This is a genomic window from Streptomyces sp. NPDC048442, from assembly GCF_040651475.1.
Classification (GTDB): Bacteria; Actinomycetota; Actinomycetes; order Streptomycetales; family Streptomycetaceae; genus Streptomyces.
Genome location: NZ_JBEZKB010000018.1, coordinates 1 through 17,789, shown reverse-complemented (window position 1 = coordinate 17,789; position 17,789 = coordinate 1). Strand labels below are relative to the sequence as shown.

The following is a 17,789-nucleotide window of genomic DNA, read 5'->3' as shown; positions in this document are numbered from 1 at the left end:
TGAGGCGCGTACGCGTTCACTCACGGACGGCGCGTCAGTACGCGAGCCTGCTGCCGCCGCCCGGAGCGCCACTGCTCGCCGTCACCAGAGCGTCCAGCACCGTCTCCACGTCCGGCAGCCACGGCCGCCCGTCCCGGCCCGCGACGGGCTCCCGCTCCCACCGCGCCGGTCCCGCACCGGTCTGCGAGGCGGGCAGCAGCAGATAACCGCCGTCCCCGTGAAACCTCAAAGAGGAGGGGACGCAGTCCTTCGCGTACAGCAGCTCGCCGAGCCGCTCCAGGGAGTACGGGGCCACCAGCAGCGACCATCGGGTGGGCGTCGCCACGACCGGGCCAAGACGCACCCCCATCCGGTCCAGCGCCACCAGCGCCCGTGCGCCGGCCAGTGCCGGAAGGCTGAGCGCACAGGGGGCGCGGCCCCCGGTGGCCAGCACGACCGGCGCGTCCGGGCGCTTCTCCCACCACCAGCGCACCATCCGCGCATCCGTGGTGGCCGCCAGCAGGCCGGGGTCGAAGGGGTGCGCGCCTGGCACCACGCACTCGGGATCGGGGCAGGCGCAGCCCTGGGCCGCACCGCCGCGGCCACCGTCAAGGGCCGGCCCCACGCCCGGGAGGACCGGCCACTGCCACACGGTGGCGCAGGTCAGCGCCGTACCGGGTGGGGCGGGCCGCTCACTTCGCCGGAACCGGAGCCTGCGTCGCCTTCCGGGGATCTCGCGCATGAGCGCTCGTTCCTTTCCGTTGAACGCCGAGGTCCACATCGCACCATGCGTGCATCACTTCACTGCGCATGTAGAAACTGAACAGACTGACACTGAGAACAGACTGAACACTGAACAGACTGCGGTACGGCAACCCCTTGGGGGCCGAGCGCGGAGCTGGCGGGGGGTGGCGCGCACGAGGCGCTTACCCGTCCCCGTGGGACATCGCCAGAGCTTCCGGTAGTGCTTTCCCTGTGCTTCCCCGCCGCTCGGGGACCGTGCCGGGCCCACAGCGGATAGGACGCCTGCGCCCGCCGCCGGGTTCCGAGTCGACGGCGGCACGGCCGCAGTCCCCCGGTCATCACGGAGTCAGATACCCAGCACGGCTGATATGACGCGCTGTCGAGCGGGCTCAGTCGACCTCAAATGTCTCCAGGGGAGTGCATTTTCGCGCCAAGTTTGCTTTCCTCTGTTTCCCCAGGGACACCATGAATCCCGGGGGGACAATGCTGGACATCGTCTTACATCTACGTGTAGATGTGGATCCATTGATAGCGGCGCAGAATGACATGGGGGTTTGCGATGCTATTGAGCGAAACGCACCAGGCGGAAAGCCGGCTGACATGAGCGCCCCGAACGTTCCGAAAGTGGCTGGAATCGATCCTCTGGTTCCACCCCCCGCGCAGACTCCCGCGCCTGCGGGAGCAGTGATCCAGGACCGGCTGGCCGGCTGGGTCTCCGACCTGACCACCCTTCACGAACTCACCGAACGCCTGGTGGGCACCGGTGCACTCGACGAGGCACTGCACGAGGTGGTGCGTGCGGGCGCCGCTCTCGTCGGGGCCCGCCGCGGCCTCGCAGCCCTGGAGCCGGCCGACGGCCTCGGCCCCGCCCACACCGTCGGCCTCGGCCTCGCGCACGCCGATCTCGGCCACATCGAGACGGTGCCGCGCGGCTCGACCCCGTACGGACGCATCCTCGACGGGACCGCCGGGAGCGACCCGGCCGCGGAGACCGAGGGCTCCAGCCCCGACCTGCTCCACGAGGAAGGGCTGGACCCGCTGCACCGCGAGGTCGCCGCCCGCCTCGGCTACGCCGCCAGTTACGCGCTCGCACTGACCGGTCCCTCGGGCCGCCTGGGTGCGGTCGTGTGGCTCTACGACGAACCCGCCGAGCCCGTCGAGCGCCAGCGCCACCTGGTCAGCCTCTACATCCGGTACGCCGCCGAGCACTTGGCCCGGCTCCTGGAACTGGAGCGGGCACGCGCGCGCGTGGCGATGCTCACCGCGGAGCTGCTGCCCAGCCGGCTGCCCCGGGTCCCCGGCGTACAGCTGGCCGTCCGGCACCACACGGGGCCGCACGGCGGCGGCGACTGGTACGACGCGCTGGCACTGCCCGAGGGAGCGCTCGGCCTGGTCGTCGGCTCGGTCACCGGGTCGGGTCCCGGCGCGACCGCCGCGATGGGACGGCTGCGGGCGAGCCTGCGGGCGTACGCCGTCATAGAGGGCGAGGACCCGGTCGCCGTACTGTCCGACCTGGAGCTTCTGATGCGGCTGACCGAGCCTGCACGCTCGGCCACCGCCCTGCTGGCGTACTGCGAACCGGCCAAGCGGAAGATCGTGCTCGCCGGGGCCGGGCACAGCCCGCCGCTGATCGTCGGCGAGCGGCGCACCGAGTACGCGGAGACGTCGCTGTCGGCGCCGCTGAACATGCTGTCCTGCTGGGAGGCGCCCAGCGTGGAGATCAGCCCGAACCCGGGCGAGACCCTGCTGCTCTACACCGACGGGCTGCTGCACCGCACCGGCGACCCCATGGACCGGGCCTTCGCCCGGCTGCACGCGGCGGCGGCCGGTGTGCCGAAGTCGCTCCGCGACGACCCGGACGCGATCGCCGACCACGTCCTGCGGACGGTGTTCCCCGAAGGGCTTGACGAGGCGGGCCCGGCGGAGGACATCGTGCTGCTCGCGGCACGCTTCGACTGAGGCTCCGTGGTGCCCGGACCCCGGTCTGCGGCGCTCCGGGCCTGGCCCGCGACTGATTTCTCACAGTTGTCCACAGGCCGGGGACCCCCCTCCCGCACGGACATACGATGGAGGGCCAGGAGGCGGGAAACCCCTGGCCCTGTGTCGTATGAGGAGACGTGTCGTGTCTGAGGAGCTCAAGCCGGAGACCCCGGAAATCGTGGACGGCGAAGCCGAAGCCGCTGAGGAAGAGCCCATCAAGCAGCGCAAGAACGGGCTGTACCCGGGTGTGTCCGACGAGCTCGCCGAGAACATGAAGTCCGGCTGGGCCGACACCGAGCTGCACGGCCTGGAGCCGATCGCGCAGGCGCAGTACACCGCCGCCCGCCGCGCCGCGCTGTCCGCCCGCTTCCCCGGCGAGCGTCTGGTGATCCCCGCGGGCAACCTCAAGACCCGCTCCAACGACACCGAGTACGCCTTCCGCGCCTCCACCGAGTACGCGTACCTGACCGGTGACCAGACCCAGGACGGCGTCCTGGTCCTGGAGCCCACCGAGACCGGGCACGACGCGACGGTCTACCTGCTGCCCCGCTCCAACAGGGAGAACGGCGAGTTCTGGCTCGACGGCCAGGGCGAGCTGTGGGTCGGCCGTCGGCACTCCCTCACCGAGGCCGAGCAGGTCCTGGGCCTGCCCGCCAAGGACGTCCGCGAGCTGCCCGAGGCACTGCGCGAGGCCACCGGCCGGGTGCGCAACGTCCGCGGGCACGACGCGGGCATCGAGGCCGCCCTCACCGACAAGGTCACCGCCGAGACCGACGCCGAGCTGCGCGTCTACCTCTCCGAGGCCCGCGTGGTGAAGGACGAGTTCGAGATCGGCGAGCTGCAGAAGGCCGTCGACTCCACCGTGCGCGGCTTCGAGGACGTCGTGAAGATCCTCGACAAGGCGGAGGCCACCTCCGAGCGCTACCTGGAGGGCACGTTCTTCCTGCGCGCCCGCGTCGAGGGCAACGACATCGGCTACGGCTCGATCTGCGCCGCAGGCCCGCACGCCACCACCCTGCACTGGGTGCGCAACGACGGCGACGTCCGCTCCGGCGACCTGCTGCTGCTCGACGCCGGCGTGGAGACCCACACCCTCTACACCGCCGACGTCACGCGCACGCTGCCGATCAACGGCACCTTCTCGCCGCTCCAGAAGAAGATCTACGACGCGGTGTACGAGGCCCAGGAGGCCGGCATCGCGGCGGTCAAGCCGGGCGCCGCTTACCGCGACTTCCACGACGCCTCGCAGCGTGTGCTGGCCGAGAAGCTCGTCGAGTGGGGTCTCGTCGAGGGCCCGGTCGAGAAGGTCCTGGAGCTGGGCCTGCAGCGCCGCTGGACCCTGCACGGCACCGGCCACATGCTCGGCCTGGACGTCCACGACTGCGCCGCCGCGCGCACCGAGGCGTACGTCAACGGCACCCTGGAGCCGGGCGTCTGCCTGACTGTCGAGCCCGGCCTGTACTTCCAGGCGGACGACCTGACCGTGCCCGAGGAGTACCGGGGCATCGGCGTCCGTATCGAGGACGACATCCTGGTCACCGAGGACGGCAACCGGAACCTGTCGGCCGCGCTGCCGCGCCGCTCCGACGAGGTCGAGGCGTGGATGGCGGCGACCAAGGCCAAGTAGGCCTGTGCGCTTGCAGGTTGCGCCTTTGGGCTGCGCCTTGTTGCGCCTTGTTGCACCTTTGGGCTGCGCCTTGTTGCGCCTGCAGGTTGCGCCCGTAGGTTCAGGGGGCGCGTTGCCCGGGGTCCGTCAGGACGCCTGGAGCAGCGCGCCCTCGCGCCATTTCAGGATCTTGTCGAAGCTCACCACCGCGCCCCGGCCCGGCCGGTTCCGGAAGTGCACGTGGTCGGCGAGCTGCTCGATCAGACAGAGTCCCCGGCCGCTCTCGCGGGTGTGCGCGACGGTCTGCGCGGCCGGACCGCGGCGCCGTACGGAAGGAAAGCCGGGACCCGAGTCGGTGACCTCGATCCGGCACTTCTCACCGTCCAGGTACGCCGTCACCCGGTACTCGGCGGAGTTCGGACCGGACGTGTGGTCGCCGCCGTGCTCGACCGCGTTCGCACAGGCCTCGCTGAGTGCGACCGACAGATCGTAGGAAACGTCCGGGTCGACACCCGCGGTCTCCATGGAGCAGAGCAGAAGACGGCGGGCGAGCGGAACGCTCGCGGCTTCCCGCCGCAAGTGGAGTGACCACCAGATGCTCATGCTCCAGCCTCCTGGCTGCGCCTCGACATACGACTACGTATTGCCGCAAGTGACGGCCCGTAAGCCCGTCACGGGTGTGCGAGCGCCCATTCGGCGGATGTGCACGCCCTGCGCGCCGGTGTAGGCGGAGCCGCATTCGGGGCCGGCCGCGCGCCCCACGGACGGCCCGCCCCGGTGACGTAACGGACCATAGGGAGCTTCCGGACCTGCCGGGTCCGGTGCGGGGTCGCAGTGCGATGATGGCTCCGCCATGTCACAGCCGGTCGCCTCTCGCGACGCACACAGCAGGGTCGCCCCGCGACTCGCCAGGGCCGCGGTCTTCGCCGCGGTCTGCGTTGTGCTGTCCGCGTGCGGGCACGTGCTGGGCTCCACGGCGACCGTGCCGTGGTGGACGCTGGCCGTGGCCTTCGCCGCGGTGTTCGCGCTGGCCGCACCGCTGGCCGGGCGGACGCGTTCGCTGCCTTCGATCACCCTCGCGCTGACCGCGGGACAGCTCGGTCTGCACGCCCTGTTCGGGCTCGGCCAGAATCACGCGGCCGCCGGAGCGGGCAGCGACCGGAGCCCGCTGGGCCCTCTCGCCGCCGACCTCATGTGCGGTGGCGGTGCGGGGCTCGACGAGGCCGAGGCGCGCAATGTCGTGGCCACGGCGGGACTCGGCCCGGCATCCGGCACACACACCGACCACGGCCTGCCCGCGTCGTACGACGCCTACGGCAATATCGGTACGGGCGGCGGACAGGGCGGCGCCGGTACGACGGCCGACTGTCTGCACTCGCTGGTCCCCAACCTCCCCATGCTGCTCGGTCACCTGCTGGCGGCACTCGCCACCGGATGGCTGCTGCGGCACGGCGACCTCGCGCTGCGGCGGCTCGGCAGGCTCTCCGCGTACGGCGCGGAGGAAGTCGCGGCGGGGGCGCTCGTACGATCCCTGCGCGCCGCGCTCACACTCGTGCACGCCCTGCTGTCGGGGCTCCTGGGAGTCCCCTCGGGCGGGCCGCGCACGCTGCCCGCGGCCTTCCGCGCCCCGGTGCGGCTGGAGGGGCGGGCGCTGCAGCACTCGGTGAGCAGGCGCGGGCCGCCCTCGTCGGCGTACGCCCTCATCGCCTGACGCGGCCCCCCTCGTCACTCGTACCGCAGAGTCTCGTACCGCCAGAGACTCGACTCGTACGGCAGGACAGGAGCGGGTCGCGGATCCGGTGCGCCTCAAAGCCTCAAAGAGGTGCGCCCGTCACCCGATTCGCTTCTGACTTGTGGGGTTCACAGCCATGACCGCAATCCGCCGTACCACCCGTCTGTCCCGTCTCGCCGCCGTCGGTGTCGCCTCCACCGCGTCCGTGCTGCTGCTCGCCGGGCCCGCCTTCGCGCACGTCAGCGTGCAGCCCGTCGGCCCGGCCGCCAAGGGCGGTTACGCCACGGTCAACATCAAGGTCCCCAACGAGCGCGACAACGCCTCGACCGTGAAGCTCGAAGTGACCTTCCCGGTCAAGGACCACCCGCTCACCTCCGTGATGCCGCAGCCCATCCCCGGCTGGACCGTGAAGGTCGAGAAGGCCAAGCTCGACAAGCCGCTGAAGGTGCACGGCAAGGAGATCAAGGAAGCCGTCGAGAAGATCACCTGGACCGGCGGCAAGGTCGGCCCCGGTGAGTTCCAGCAGTTCCCGCTCTCGCTCGGCCAGCTCCCCGAGGACGCCGACAAGCTCGTGCTGAAGGCCGTTCAGACGTACGACAACGAGGAAGTCGTCCGCTGGATCGAGGAGCCCAAGGAGGGTCAGCCGGAGCCGAAGACCCCGGCACCCGTCCTCAAGCTGACCGCGCCCGCGGGCGACGGACACGGCGCTCCGGCCGCCGACGGCAAGGCGGCTTCGGCCTCGGACTCGGCTTCCAAGGGCGGCGACAGCGACAAGAAGACCACCGCCGCGGCGGCCGACAGCAGTGACACCACCGCCCGGGTGCTCGGCATCGTAGGCATCATCGTGGGTGTCGCGGGTGTGGCTTTTGGTGTTCTCGCCGGCCGCCGCCGCGCCGCCTGACCCCACCCCTTCCTCAAGCACCAGGATTTTCATGCGTTCCATGCGTCCCATGCGTTCCATGCGTAAGAAGAAGAACGTGCTGGTCGCGGCGGCCCTCGTCGCCGCGGCCACGCTCACCCTGTCCGCGTGCGGCGGCAGTGACACCACGGCCAAGGGCGGCAACCAGCCGCTCGCCGAGGCCCCGCCGGCCAAGACGAAGGCCGCGACGGCCCTCGACCGCCCGTACACCAAGCCGAACCTGGTCCTGAAGGACACGAACGGCAAGGAGTACGACCTGCGGGAGGCCACCAAGGGCAAGCCGACGCTCATCTACTTCGGCTACACCCACTGCCCCGACGTGTGCCCGCTGACGATGAGCAACATCGCCGCCGCGTACAAGAAGCTCCCGAAGGCCGACCAGGAGAAGCTCCAGGTCGTCTTCGTCACCACCGACCCGAAGCGGGACACCCCGAAGGAACTCGGCAAGTGGCTCAAGGGCGCGGGCAGCCCGGACTTCATCGGGCTGACCGGTGACTTCCCGACCATCCAGGCCGGGGCGCGACAGCTGGGCGTCAGCATCGAGCCGTCCACCACGGACAAGGACGGCAACGTCACGTCCATGCACACCAAGCAGGTCATCGCGTTCTCGCCGAAGACCGACGCCGGCTACCTGCTCTACACCGACCAGGCCACCGCCGACGACTACACCGCCGATCTCCCGAAGATCGTCAAGGGAGAGACCCCGTGAACCGCCGCACCATCCGTCACACCCGCACTGCCCACACCACCCGCCTCACCGGCCTCGCCGTCATAGCCCTCGCGGGCTCGCTCGCGCTCACCGGCTGCAACGGCGACTCGGCCGACAAGTCCGCTGCCGACAAGACCGCCGCCGCGAAGACGACGGCTCCGGCTGCGGATCCGGCTGCGGACGGCAAGCCCAAGCTCGAAGTCACCGGCGCCTTCATGCCGGAACCCGCCATGGCCGACATGGCGGGCGGCTTCCTCACCGTCAAGAACAGCGGCAAGGTCGCGGACAGGCTGAAGTCCGTCACCGCCACCGGTTTCGCGGGCAAGGCTCAGATCCACGAGACGACGAAGGACGGAAAGATGCAGGAGGTGAAGTCCTTCGACGTGCCCGCGGGCGGCACGCTCGACCTCAAGCGCGGCGGCAGCCACATCATGTTCCTCGACGTGAAGAAGAAGCCGAAGAAGGGCGACAAGGTCGCCGTCGAGCTGCACTTCGAGAAGGCCGGCACCGTCAAGGTCGACATGCCGGTGGAGGCCGCCACCCACAACCCGCAGCAGCACCACTGAGGGGCTGAGACCACACCATGACGGACACCGCCCCGCGCTTCGGGACCCCGGCGACCAGCACGGCCGCCAAAACTCCGGCGACCGCCACGGCCGTCGGAACTCCGGCGACCGCCACTGCAGTACGTGTGCTGCTCGTGGCCGTCGCCCTGTTCGGCGCACTGCTCGCGGGCATCGGCCCTGCCGCCGCGCACGCCGCGCTCACCGACAGCAACCCGAAGGACGGGGCGGTGCTCGCCGGCGCCCCCAAGGACATCACCCTCAGCTTCTCCGAGCAGATCTCGCTCGGCGAGGACGCCATCCGCGTCCTCGACCCGTCGGGCAAGCGCGCCGACACCGGCGAGGTCCTCGACCTGTGCAGCGGAGACGCCATCAAGTACGGCGTCGCGCTGCACAGCGGGCTGCCCGACGGCACCTACACCATCGCCTGGCAGGCCGTCTCCGCGGACAGCCACCCCATCTCGGGCGCCCAGACCTTCTCCATCGGCGCCCCCTCGAAGAGCAGCGTCGCCCTGCCGACCCAGGAGGCCGGGGGCGGCGCGGTCGGTGTGCTCTACGGCATCGCCAGGTACGCCGCCTACGCCGGGTTCATCGTGCTCGTCGGCGGCGCGGCCTTCGTACTGGCCTGCTGGCGACGGGGTGCGTCCGAGCGGCCGATGCAGCGGCTGGTGGTGCGCGGCTGGCTTGTGCTGGCCGCGGCAACGCTGGCGATGCTGCTGCTGCGGGCCCCGTACACCGGGTCCGGGGAACTGTCGGGCATCTTCGACCTGGCCGCGCTCAAGGCGGTGCTGACCACCAAGACCGGTGCGGCGCTGGTCTCGCGACTGTTGCTGCTCGGTGCGGCCGCGCTGTTCGTGGCCGTCCTGTTCGGGGCGTACGCGAAGAAGACCGGCGCCTACGGTGACGGTGGTGGCGGCAACAGTGGCGGCGGCGACCGCGACGGTGACGACGGCGACAGCGACGACGAGGACTCTTCGCTGAAGGACCTCACCTTCGGCCTCGCCCTCGGTGGCGGGGTCGTCGCGGCGGGCATCGCCGCCACCTGGGCCATGTCCGAGCACGCTTCGACGGGCATCCAGGCGGGCCTCGCGATGCCCGTGGACGTGCTCCACATGCTGGCGGTCGCCGCCTGGCTGGGCGGGTTGGCCGCACTGCTGGTCGCTCTCTACCGGTCGCCCGCCCTGGAACGTACTGCGGTACGGAACTTCTCCCGCCTCGCCTTCGGGTCGGTCGCCGTGCTCGTCGTGACCGGCGTCTACCAGTCCTGGCGGCAGCTCGGCTCCTGGAAGGCACTCGTCGACACGACGTACGGACAGCTGCTGCTCGCGAAGATCGCGCTGGTCGCGGTCATGGTCGCCGGTGCGTGGTTCTCGCGCCGGTGGACCGGGCGGATGGCGGAGGGCGCGTCCCCGGAGGCCGAGGCGGAGGCCGTACGGGAAGCGCGGGAGGCCCGGACCCGGGGCACGAAGACGAAGCAGCTGGCGACGCACCACGGGCAGCGGCAGGCACAGCCCGAGCCGGCGACCGTTCCTGCCGGCCCCGACCTCGGCCCCGACCTCGGCCCCGACCTCGGCCCCGAGCGCGCCGCCCAGCTCGCCCGGCAGCAGGCCGCGATGAGCACCGCGCGCGCCAAGCGGGTCCGCGACGCCGACCCGGAACGGTCCGGACTGCGGCGCTCCGTCCTCCTGGAAGCCGGGGTCGCGGTCGTGCTTCTCGCCGTCACCACCGTCCTGACCAGCACCGAACCGGGTCGTACGGAGCTCAAGGAGGCGGGCCGCGGCAACGCAGCCGCCCCCGCCGTGCCGAACCGTCCCGTCGACCTGAACATGCCCTTCGACACCGGTGGCAAGGGCGGCAAGGGCACCATCCGCCTCCAGGTCACCCCCGGCCGCACCGGCAGCAACGCGCTGCACGTCTGGGCGAACTCGCCGGACAACAAGCCGGTGGACGCCCCCGAGCTGAAGGTCGACCTCACCAACGAGGACAAGCAGATCGGCCCGCTGCCCGCGGTGCCCGACAAGCTCGCTCCCGGACACTGGAGTGCGAGCGGCGTACAGATCCCGATGGCCGGAACGTGGAAGATCGAAGTGACGATCCGGACCTCCGACATCGACCAAGTGACCGTGAACCAGAACGTCAAGATCGGCTGACCGGCGTGACCGACTCCCCTTCCTCTCCCAAGGGCTCCCCCAAGAATTCCCCCACGAATTCGCCCAAGAACTCTCCCAAGGATTCGCCCGAGAACTCCCCGGAGACGCCCCCCGGGATTTCGCGGCGCCGGCTGATCGGCACCGCGGGCGCGGCCGGAGCCGCCGGGCTCGTCCTGGGCGCGGCGGGCGGCGCGGGCGCCGCCTCCGCGCTGCGAGGGGACTCAATCGCCGACGGTCCGGGTCCGCTGTCCTCCGTCGGCACGGACGAGGAGATGTTTCACGGGAAACATCAGGCCGGAATCACCACTCCGCTTCAGTCCCGCGGCCATCTGATCGCCTTCGACCTGGCCCCCGGGTCGGGCCGCAAGGAGGCCATGGCGCTGCTGCGCCGCTGGTCGGCGGTGGCGAAGCAGCTGATGGCGGGCAGGTCGCTGGCCGGCGCCGACACCGGGGTCGCGTACGACGCCGGGCCGTCATCCCTCACCGTCACCTTCGGCTTCGGCCGGACCTTCTTCGACCGTACGGGCCTGGCCTCGAAGCGCCCGGCGGAGCTGGACCCGCTGCCGGACTTCTCCTCCGACCGCCTCGACGCCCGACGCAGCAACGGCGATCTGTGGGTGCAGATCGGCGCCAACGACTCCCTGGTCGCCTTCCACGCGCTGCGCGCCGTGCAGCACGAGGCGGGCGAGGCGGCCCGGGTGCGCTGGCAGATGAACGGTTTCAACCGCTCGCCCGGCGCGACCGCCGGCCCGATGACGGCCCGCAATCTGATGGGTCAGGTGGACGGGACGGGCAACCCGCAGCCCTCCGAGCCCGACTTCGAGAAGCGGATCTTCGTGCCGGAGAGCGTCGGCCCGGCCGGTCAGGAGTGGATGGCGGGCGGCTCGTACGCCGTCGTACGGCGCATCCGCATGCTCCTCGACGACTGGGAGAAGCTGCCTCGGGGCGATCAGGAGGCGGTCATCGGGCGGCACAAGAAGGACGGTGCCCCGCTGACCGGCGGCGACGAGTTCACCGAGCCCGAGCTCCAGAAGGTGGGCCCGAACGGCAAGCTGATCATCGCCTCCGACGCACACTCCCGGATCTCGGCGCCCGAGCAGAACGGGGGCGCGGCGATGCTGCGGCGCCCGTTCTCGTACCACGACGGCATGTCGGCGGACGGGGTGCCGGACGCGGGGCTGCTGTTCATCTGCTGGCAGGCGGACCCGCTGCGCGGGTTCGTGCCGGTGCAGCGGAAGCTCGACCGGGGGGACGCGCTGTCGAAGTTCATCCGGCACGAGTCGAGCGGGCTGTTCGCGGTACCGGGCGGGCCACGTGAGGGCGAGTACGTGGGGCAGCGGTTGCTGGAGGGGTGAGGCTCGCGGTCGCCGAGTCGGGGCTCGGGGCCCCGGGGTACACGGGGTCCACAGCGGCCGATGGTGGCTGTGAGACGGCTGAGCCGTGTCCCGTACGGCCCATTAGGGTGACCGTATGTCAGCCACGCGCTACGCCTACCTTGGCCCCGAGGGCACCTTCACCGAGGTCGCCCTCCGTACGCTCCCCGAGGCCGCCACCCGTGAGCTCGCCCCGATGCTGTCGGTGCCGGCGGCACTGGACGCCGTACGCAACGGAGAGGCAGCGGCCGCACTCGTACCGATCGAGAACTCCGTAGAGGGTGGCATCACCGCCACCCTCGACGCGCTGACCTCGGGCGAACCTCTGATGATCTACCGCGAGGTGCTGCTGTCGATCCGCTTCGCACTGCTGGTGCGTCCGGGCACGAAGCTCACCGACATCAAGACGGTGACCGCCCACCCGGCCGCCCAGCCGCAGGTCCGCAACTGGATCAAGGCGAATCTGCCGGACGTGATGTGGGAGTCGGCCGCCTCGAACGCGGACGGGGCCCGGCTGGTGCAGGAGGGGCGGTACGACGCCGCTTTCGCGGGGGAGTTCGCGGCAGCGACGTACGGGCTGGAACCGCTGGTCACCGACATCCACGACGCGGTGAACGCGCAGACGCGCTTCGTGCTGGTGGGCCGCCCCGCGCGGCCGGCGGCGCCGACCGGGGCGGACAAGACGTCGGTGGTGATCTGGCTGGGTCCCGACCGCCCGGGTGCACTGCTCGAACTGCTCCAGGAGTTCGCGGTACGAGGCGTGAACCTCATGCTCATCCAGTCGCGGCCGACGGGTGCGGGCATCGGGAACTACTGCTTCGCGGTGGACGCGGAGGGTCACATCGCGGACCGGCGGGTGGGCGAGGCGCTGATGGGACTGAAGCGGATCGCGCCGAAGGTGCGGTTCCTGGGGTCGTACCCGAGGGCCGGGGTGGCGGTGGAGGACGTTCCCGAGCTGCGGCACGGGACGTCGGACCGGGAGTTCACGGAGGCGTCGGACTGGCTGGCGCGGTGCCAGGACGGGCGTGCCTGACAGCCGGGCCGGGCCGACCCTGAGGACAACTCCAAAGTTATCCACAGGGTGCGGTCACTCCCTGGGGACAAGTCGACAACACAACGCGACATGGTCGACAAATCGCCCCAGTAGTCACTCTTCCCTCCACAGGTCAACAGGTCCGGCCGCGTCAGCTCAATTGCCTTGATCAACTCTTTAGGGGGAGTAATTCCCACTCGAATGAGTGTGTGAGGTGTGTTTAAGGAGGGAATCCATCGCCCCGGATGCCCCTTTCGGAACGATCCATTCCGGCATCCACAGATCTTTCGCACACCCTGTGGATAACTCGACGGAACTTCATCCCCCTGTGGACAAGGCGTAGCCCAACTCCCCTTCCAAACAAGGGAAAAGCGCCGTGATGCCCGATTCCGCACTACGGTCTCACTGAATCCCCATTACGGGCAATACGGGCAAATGCCACACTTTGGAATAGTGGGCAGCAATATCAAGGTGAGGGGCGCAGGCAGGCACCGGTAGCCTGGTGGGGTGATTGACCTTCGCCTGCTCCGTGAGGACCCCGACCGTGTTCGCGCCTCCCAGCGCGCCCGTGGAGAGGACGTCGCGCTCGTCGACGCCCTGCTCTCCGCCGACGAGCGGCGCAGGTCGTCCGCCGTCCGCTTCGACGAGCTCCGCAACGAGCAGAAGACGCTCGGCAAACTGATCCCCAAGGCCACCGGCGACGAGAAGGCCGAGCTGCTGAAGCGCACCGGCGAGCTCTCGGCCGCCGTGAAGGCCGCGGACGCGGAGCAGAACGAGGCGGCCGAAGAGGCACAGCGCCTGCTGCTCCAGCTCGGCAACATCGTCCACGACGACGTTCCGGTGGGCGGCGAGGAGGACTTCGTCCTCCTGGAGACGCACGGCACGATCCGCGACTTCGCCGCCGAGGGCTTCGAGCCCAAGGACCACCTGGAGATCGGCGAGGCGCTGGGCGCCATCGACGTCGAGCGCGGCGCGAAGGTGTCCGGCTCGCGCTTCTACTACCTCACCGGTGTCGGCGCACTCCTCGAACTGGCCCTGGTCAACGCGGCGATCGCACAGGCCACCGAGGCCGGCTTCATCCCGATGCTGACTCCCGCGCTGGTCCGCCCGCGCGCCATGGAGGGCACCGGCTTCCTCGGCCAGGCCGCGGAGAACGTGTACCACCTGGAGAAGGACGACTACTACCTCGTCGGCACCTCCGAGGTCCCCCTCGCCGCGTACCACATGGACGAGATCATCGACGCGGACAAGCTGCCGCTGCGCTACGCGGGCTTCTCGCCCTGCTTCCGCCGCGAGGCCGGGACGTACGGCAAGGACACCCGCGGCATCTTCCGGGTGCACCAGTTCGACAAGGTCGAGATGTTCTCCTACGTGAACCCGGAGGACGCGGAGGCCGAGCACACGCGCCTGCTGGAGTGGGAGAAGCAGTGGCTGACCGCCCTTGAGCTGCCGTTCCAGGTGATCGACGTGGCGACCGGCGACCTCGGGTCCTCGGCGTCGCGGAAGTTCGACTGCGAGGCGTGGATCCCGACGCAGGGCAAGTACCGCGAGCTGACCTCGGCGTCGAACTGCAACAGCTTCCAGGCACGGAGGCTCTCGGTCCGGATGCGCGACGGCAAGAAGGTCCAGCCCCTCGCCACGCTGAACGGCACGCTGTGCGCGGTCCCGCGCACGATCGTGGCGATCCTGGAGAACCACCAGTTGCCGGACGGTTCGGTGCGGGTCCCCGAGATCCTGCGTCCGTACCTGGGCGGCCGCGAGGTCCTGGAGCCGATCGCCAAGTGAGCACTGCCGTCTCCGCCGGTTCGGACGCCGCCGCGCCGTTTCCGTACAAGCTGATCGCGACCGATCTCGACGGCACGCTCCTGCGTGACGACCAGACGGTGTCGCAGCGCACGCGCGACGCACTCGACGCGGCCTGCGCCGCAGGCGCCGCGCACATCGTGGTGACCGGCCGGTCCGTCGCCTGGACCAAGCACATCTTCGAGGACCTCGGGTACGAGGGACTCGCGGTGTGCGGGCAGGGCGCACAGGTCTATCACGCGGGCGAGCGGCGGCTGCTGACCTCGGTGACGCTGGATCGGCAGCTAGCCGGTCTGGCGCTCTCCAAGATCGAGGCGGAGATCGGTCCGCTGGCGCTGGCCGCCAGCCGGGACGGGATAGACGGCGAGGTTCTGATGGGCCCCGGCTACCGGGTGCACGAGGGCCCGCTGCCGTACGTCCCGTTCGAGGACCCCGCCGAGGTGTGGGCGGCGCCGCTGACCAAGGTGTACATCCAGCACCCGGGTCTGTCCGACGACGCCCTCGCACAGGTCGCGCGGGAGACGGTCGGCAACCTGGTGGACGTGGTCATGGCCGGCGCGGGGGTCGTGGAAATCCTGCCGCTGGGGCTGAGCAAGGCGACCGGTCTGTCGCTGGCCGCGCGTCGGCTGAAGCTGAAGGCGTCGGACACGATCGCCTTTGGTGACATGCCGAACGACATCCCGATGTTCGGCTGGGCGACACACGGTGTGGCCATGGCGAACGCGCACGACGAGCTGAAGGCCGTCGCCCACGAGATCACCGCGTCCAACGAGCACGACGGGATCGCCGTGGTGCTGGAGAACCTGCTGAATCGCTGAATCGCCGGGTTCCGGGTTCCGGGTTCCGGGTTCCGGGTTCCGGGTTCCGGGTTCCGGGTTCCGGGTTCCGGGAGGGTGGGGGCGGCGCTTGAGCGCCGCCCCCACCCTCACTTACAGGGCGTGTACATCTACTTGGCCATCAGTTGTAGGATGACTGGGCAACCGGGCGAATCATTCCTTGCGAAAGTGGGCAACGACGCGATGGCACTTCAGGCGGCGGGGCGGAAGTCCCTGGTGGACTCGATCGTGGAACAGCTGCGCGATCAGCTCGCCGACGGCGAGTGGTCCGTCGGCGACCGGATCCCCACCGAGCACGTCCTCGCCGAGCAGCTCGGCGTCGGGCGCAACACCGTCCGCGAGGCCGTACGCGTCCTGGTGCACGCCGGACTGCTGGAGTCCCGCCAGGGCAACGGCACGTTCGTCCGCTCGACCGCCGACCCCGCAGCCGTCCTGCGCAGCATGCAGCACGCCGGCACCCTCGACGTGCTGGAACTGCGCGTGGCCCTGGAGGCGGAGGCCGCCCGGCTCGCCGCCGTACGCCGAGACGAGGACGACCTGCGTGCACTGCGTGCGGCTCTGGCCGAGCTGCACGAGCAGGGCGACCGGGCCGCCGACGCCGACATCGCCTTCCACCGGGGCATCGTCGAGGCCACCCACAACGCGGCCTTCAGCGAGGTCTACCGCTTCTTCTCCACCCAGGTGCACGAGTCCCTGGTGACCTCGCTCGGCGACCACGAGATGCCGCCCATCGACCTGGCCGCCCACACCGCCCTGGTCGACGCCGTCGAGAGCGGCGACCCGGCGGCGGCGGAACAGGCCGCGCGCGCACTGCTCCAAGTGCCGATCGACGTGATCCGCGGACTCGTCGGCCGCTGAGCTTCCTCTTCTCCCACCAAGTTGTCACCCCTCCCCTTCGAGCGGTTGTCACCCCTCCCCTTCGAACGACTTCGAACCACTTCGAAAGGTGCTTGCCTTGTCACGCCCGGATGCCGATCAACTCCTGCTGGACGCCGAGGCCGATGTCCGGCCCACTCCCCAAGGGGTCGCCGCGCGGCGGGCGTTGCTGGCGCATCCGATGCTGCTCATGGTCGGCATCGTGCTGGCCTCGCTCAACATGCGGGCGGCACTCGCGAGCGTGTCCCCACTGGTCGGCGAGATCAGTGACAGCTTCGGCCTGTCGTCGACGGCCACCAGCCTGGTGACGTCCGTGCCGGTGCTCTTCCTCGGCGTCGGCGCGATGATCGCCCCCTGGCTGGGTCGGCGGTTCGGCACCGAACTGGTTCTGTTCGGCGCCCTGTTGCTGCTCGGCGCGGGCATCCTGGTCCGGGTCGTGCCCTCGACGGCGGCCCTGTACGGCGGCGGTCTGCTGATCGGTGTCGCGATATCCCTCCTCAATGTGCTCATGCCCGGTCTGATCAAGCGGGACTTCCCCGACAGGGCCGCGTCGATGACGTCGGTCTACACGGGCTCGATGATCGCCGGTGCCACCGTCGTGGCCGCCACCTCGGTGCCGCTGGAGAAGGCCTTCGGCGGGAGCTGGGAAGCGTCCCTGGCGTTCTGGTCGCTGCTGGCCGCCGTCGCCGCGGTGGCCTGGCTCCCTCAGATGCTGATCTCCCGCGGCCGTACCGGACACGAGGTGCGGGTCGCCCCGGCCACCGCTGGCAAAACCGCTCCGAGGAGCATCTGGCGCTCGGCGCTGGCCTGGCAGGTCACTCTCTTCATGGGCCTCCAGTCGCTGTGGTCGTACGTCCTGATCGCCTGGATGCCGACGATCTTCACGGATCACGGGATGAGCCGCTCCACGGCCGGCGTCATCTTCGCGTTCAACAATCTGATCCAGGTCGCGGGTGCTTTCGCCGTACCGCTGCTGGCCGGGCGGATGCGCAGTCAGCGTCCGCTGGTTGCTCTCGTCGCCTCTCTTGTCGCGGCCGGATATGTCGGCCTGATGGTGGCCCCGGTGTCCGGGGCCTGGCTGTGGTCGGCGATTCTCGGCGTCGGCCAGGGCGGCGCCGTGGGTCTCGCACTCACGCTGATCGTGCTGCGCAGCGGGGATGCGGCGACGGCGGCGCGGCTCTCCGGAATGGCGCAGACGATCGGCTATCTGCTGGCCGCCGTGGGCCCGTTGGCGGCGGGCGCCGTCTACCAGATGACCGGCAGTTGGACGGTGCCGATCGCCCTGATGCTGGGCGTGTGTGCGGCGGCTCTGGTGGTGGGTCTCTTCGCGGCCAGGGACCGGAAGGTCTGACTTTCCAGATGTCAAGGTCCCAAGGCTCAGGGCCTGTTCGGTGAAACGGGGAGCGCCCCCGGTTCGTATGTGGAATACGAACCGGGTTCAACCTCCTCCCCTCCCTGACCGTCGCGCCGAACGTGCTGCTTCCGC

The 17,789-nt window shown here is 70.3% G+C and carries 15 protein-coding genes; 13 read left to right on the top strand and 2 right to left on the bottom strand.

Annotated elements, in window-relative coordinates:
- Positions 1–34: 34 nt before the first annotated feature.
- Positions 35–721 carry a bifunctional DNA primase/polymerase gene (locus AB0D18_RS24960; RefSeq protein WP_362422577.1) on the bottom strand — a complete coding sequence of 229 codons (687 nt, stop codon included), beginning with the start codon at positions 719–721 and terminating at the stop codon, positions 35–37.
- 485 nt (positions 722–1,206) lie between these two features.
- Between AB0D18_RS24960 and AB0D18_RS24955 the strand changes: the two genes are divergently transcribed.
- Together AB0D18_RS24955 and AB0D18_RS24950 are read left to right on the top strand one after the other, a co-directional pair.
- On the top strand, positions 1,207–2,682 hold the full coding sequence (locus AB0D18_RS24955) for a PP2C family protein-serine/threonine phosphatase (RefSeq protein ID WP_362422574.1): 1,476 nt from the start codon (positions 1,207–1,209) through the stop codon (positions 2,680–2,682).
- A gap of 163 nt (positions 2,683–2,845) precedes the next feature.
- Positions 2,846–4,330, top strand: a complete 1,485-nt coding sequence (locus AB0D18_RS24950) for an aminopeptidase P family protein (protein WP_362422571.1) — start codon at positions 2,846–2,848, stop codon at positions 4,328–4,330.
- A gap of 126 nt (positions 4,331–4,456) precedes the next feature.
- On the opposite strand, the gene AB0D18_RS24945 is transcribed toward AB0D18_RS24950, so the two are convergent.
- Positions 4,457–4,912, bottom strand: a complete 456-nt coding sequence (locus tag AB0D18_RS24945; protein ID WP_362422569.1) for an ATP-binding protein — start codon at positions 4,910–4,912, stop codon at positions 4,457–4,459.
- Positions 4,913–5,162: 250 nt separating this feature from the next.
- On the opposite strand from AB0D18_RS24945, the gene AB0D18_RS24940 reads away from it, so the two are divergent.
- The 11 genes from AB0D18_RS24940 (at position 5,163) to AB0D18_RS24890 (ending at position 17,654) form a co-directional block, all read left to right on the top strand.
- Entirely contained in the window at positions 5,163–6,020 is an 858-nt protein-coding gene (locus AB0D18_RS24940; protein WP_362422566.1) for a hypothetical protein, read from the top strand.
- A gap of 157 nt (positions 6,021–6,177) precedes the next feature.
- On the top strand, positions 6,178–6,942 hold the full coding sequence (locus AB0D18_RS24935) for a YcnI family protein (protein ID WP_362422563.1): 765 nt from the start codon (positions 6,178–6,180) through the stop codon (positions 6,940–6,942).
- A 58-nt stretch (positions 6,943–7,000) separates the two neighbouring features.
- Positions 7,001–7,669: an SCO family protein gene (locus AB0D18_RS24930; protein ID WP_362423037.1), complete on the top strand. Its 669-nt coding sequence runs from the start codon at positions 7,001–7,003 to the stop codon at positions 7,667–7,669.
- Positions 7,666–8,235 carry a copper chaperone PCu(A)C gene (locus AB0D18_RS24925; protein ID WP_362422560.1) on the top strand — a complete coding sequence of 190 codons (570 nt, stop codon included), beginning with the start codon at positions 7,666–7,668 and terminating at the stop codon, positions 8,233–8,235. Before AB0D18_RS24930 ends, AB0D18_RS24925 begins: the two co-directional genes overlap by 4 nt.
- Positions 8,236–8,252: 17 nt before the next feature.
- The gene (locus AB0D18_RS24920) at positions 8,253–10,382 is read left to right on the top strand and encodes a copper resistance protein CopC (protein ID WP_362422557.1); all 2,130 of its coding nucleotides are present in this window, start codon (positions 8,253–8,255) and stop codon (positions 10,380–10,382) included.
- A 116-nt stretch (positions 10,383–10,498) separates the two neighbouring features.
- Positions 10,499–11,737 carry an iron uptake transporter deferrochelatase/peroxidase subunit gene (gene efeB / locus AB0D18_RS24915; RefSeq protein ID WP_362423034.1) on the top strand — a complete coding sequence of 413 codons (1,239 nt, stop codon included), beginning with the start codon at positions 10,499–10,501 and terminating at the stop codon, positions 11,735–11,737.
- A gap of 115 nt (positions 11,738–11,852) precedes the next feature.
- Entirely contained in the window at positions 11,853–12,788 is a 936-nt protein-coding gene (gene pheA / locus AB0D18_RS24910) for a prephenate dehydratase (RefSeq protein WP_362422554.1), read from the top strand.
- Positions 12,789–13,295: 507 nt separating this feature from the next.
- Positions 13,296–14,573 carry a serine--tRNA ligase gene (gene serS, locus AB0D18_RS24905; RefSeq protein WP_362422551.1) on the top strand — a complete coding sequence of 426 codons (1,278 nt, stop codon included), beginning with the start codon at positions 13,296–13,298 and terminating at the stop codon, positions 14,571–14,573.
- Positions 14,570–15,409, top strand: a complete 840-nt coding sequence (locus AB0D18_RS24900; protein ID WP_362422548.1) for an HAD family hydrolase — start codon at positions 14,570–14,572, stop codon at positions 15,407–15,409. Before serS ends, AB0D18_RS24900 begins: the two co-directional genes overlap by 4 nt.
- A 201-nt stretch (positions 15,410–15,610) precedes the next feature.
- The gene (locus AB0D18_RS24895) at positions 15,611–16,285 is read left to right on the top strand and encodes a FadR/GntR family transcriptional regulator (RefSeq protein ID WP_362422545.1); all 675 of its coding nucleotides are present in this window, start codon (positions 15,611–15,613) and stop codon (positions 16,283–16,285) included.
- A 97-nt stretch (positions 16,286–16,382) separates the two neighbouring features.
- Positions 16,383–17,654 (top strand): MFS transporter, encoded by a 1,272-nt coding sequence (locus tag AB0D18_RS24890; protein WP_362422543.1) that lies wholly within the window; start codon positions 16,383–16,385, stop codon positions 17,652–17,654.
- Positions 17,655–17,789: the final 135 nt, after the last annotated feature.

Coding starts and splice junctions, on each gene's coding strand:
- AB0D18_RS24945 (WP_362422569.1), bottom strand. CDS start 4,912: ATGAGCATCTGGTGGTCACTCCACTTGCGGCGGGAAGCCGCGAGCGTT.
- AB0D18_RS24940 (WP_362422566.1), top strand. CDS start 5,163: ATGTCACAGCCGGTCGCCTCTCGCGACGCACACAGCAGGGTCGCCCCG.
- pheA (WP_362422554.1), top strand. CDS start 11,853: ATGTCAGCCACGCGCTACGCCTACCTTGGCCCCGAGGGCACCTTCACC.
- AB0D18_RS24960 (WP_362422577.1), bottom strand. CDS start 721: ATGCGCGAGATCCCCGGAAGGCGACGCAGGCTCCGGTTCCGGCGAAGT.
- AB0D18_RS24955 (WP_362422574.1), top strand. CDS start 1,207: ATGCTGGACATCGTCTTACATCTACGTGTAGATGTGGATCCATTGATA.
- AB0D18_RS24930 (WP_362423037.1), top strand. CDS start 7,001: ATGCGTAAGAAGAAGAACGTGCTGGTCGCGGCGGCCCTCGTCGCCGCG.
- AB0D18_RS24920 (WP_362422557.1), top strand. CDS start 8,253: ATGACGGACACCGCCCCGCGCTTCGGGACCCCGGCGACCAGCACGGCC.
- AB0D18_RS24895 (WP_362422545.1), top strand. CDS start 15,611: ATGGCACTTCAGGCGGCGGGGCGGAAGTCCCTGGTGGACTCGATCGTG.
- AB0D18_RS24935 (WP_362422563.1), top strand. CDS start 6,178: ATGACCGCAATCCGCCGTACCACCCGTCTGTCCCGTCTCGCCGCCGTC.